The sequence below is a fragment of the Clostridium muellerianum genome (assembly GCF_012926525.1).
In the GTDB taxonomy this organism is placed as follows: Bacteria; Bacillota; Clostridia; order Clostridiales; family Clostridiaceae; genus Clostridium_AM; species Clostridium_AM muellerianum.
On record NZ_JABBNI010000003.1, the window covers coordinates 1 to 541 of the forward strand.

General features: G+C 27.9%; 1 pseudogene. It reads left to right on the forward strand.

The annotated features are described in order from the left end of the window. Positions 1–245: 245 nt before the first annotated feature. Positions 246–541: pseudogene (locus tag HBE96_RS25935) on the forward strand (ankyrin repeat domain-containing protein); the annotation flags it as partial.

Consider the following 541-nt stretch of genomic DNA (forward strand, 5'->3'; position numbering starts at 1 on the left):
TTGTTAAGGAATTTGCCAATCAAGGAGTAAATTATTGGAACACTAAGATTCCTAAAAATAAGTTATCACAGATTAAAAAACTTTATCCAGATACCTGGGAAGAATATATAAAGAAATATTAGGGCTGTGTTTAATTAAGGCACATTAAAAGGATAACAAGTCAAAAGTTTGTATATTTGATTTGTTATCTTCTTTATATAAAATTAGTAAAAAAGCTATTAAAGGAACAAAGAAAGAAGGCATACATGAGAAGAAGAATAATTATTGTGTCAATTTTAGTAGTTATAATATGTGCTGGTCTTGCAATAAATAAAGGATATAATTCTATGCTTGATAAAGCAGCTGAAAATGGGAACCTTGAAATTAGTAATATAAATATTTATAGAGAAACTCCAGCATGGGAATTAGCATTGGCTGTAAAAAATGAAAATGTTAATAAGATAGAAAAAATAGCAAAAAACAAGCCAGAATTGTTAAATTATCAAGATCCTAAGTATGGAGCAACCTTGCTGCTATGGTCAGTAGGATCAGAAAAATATAA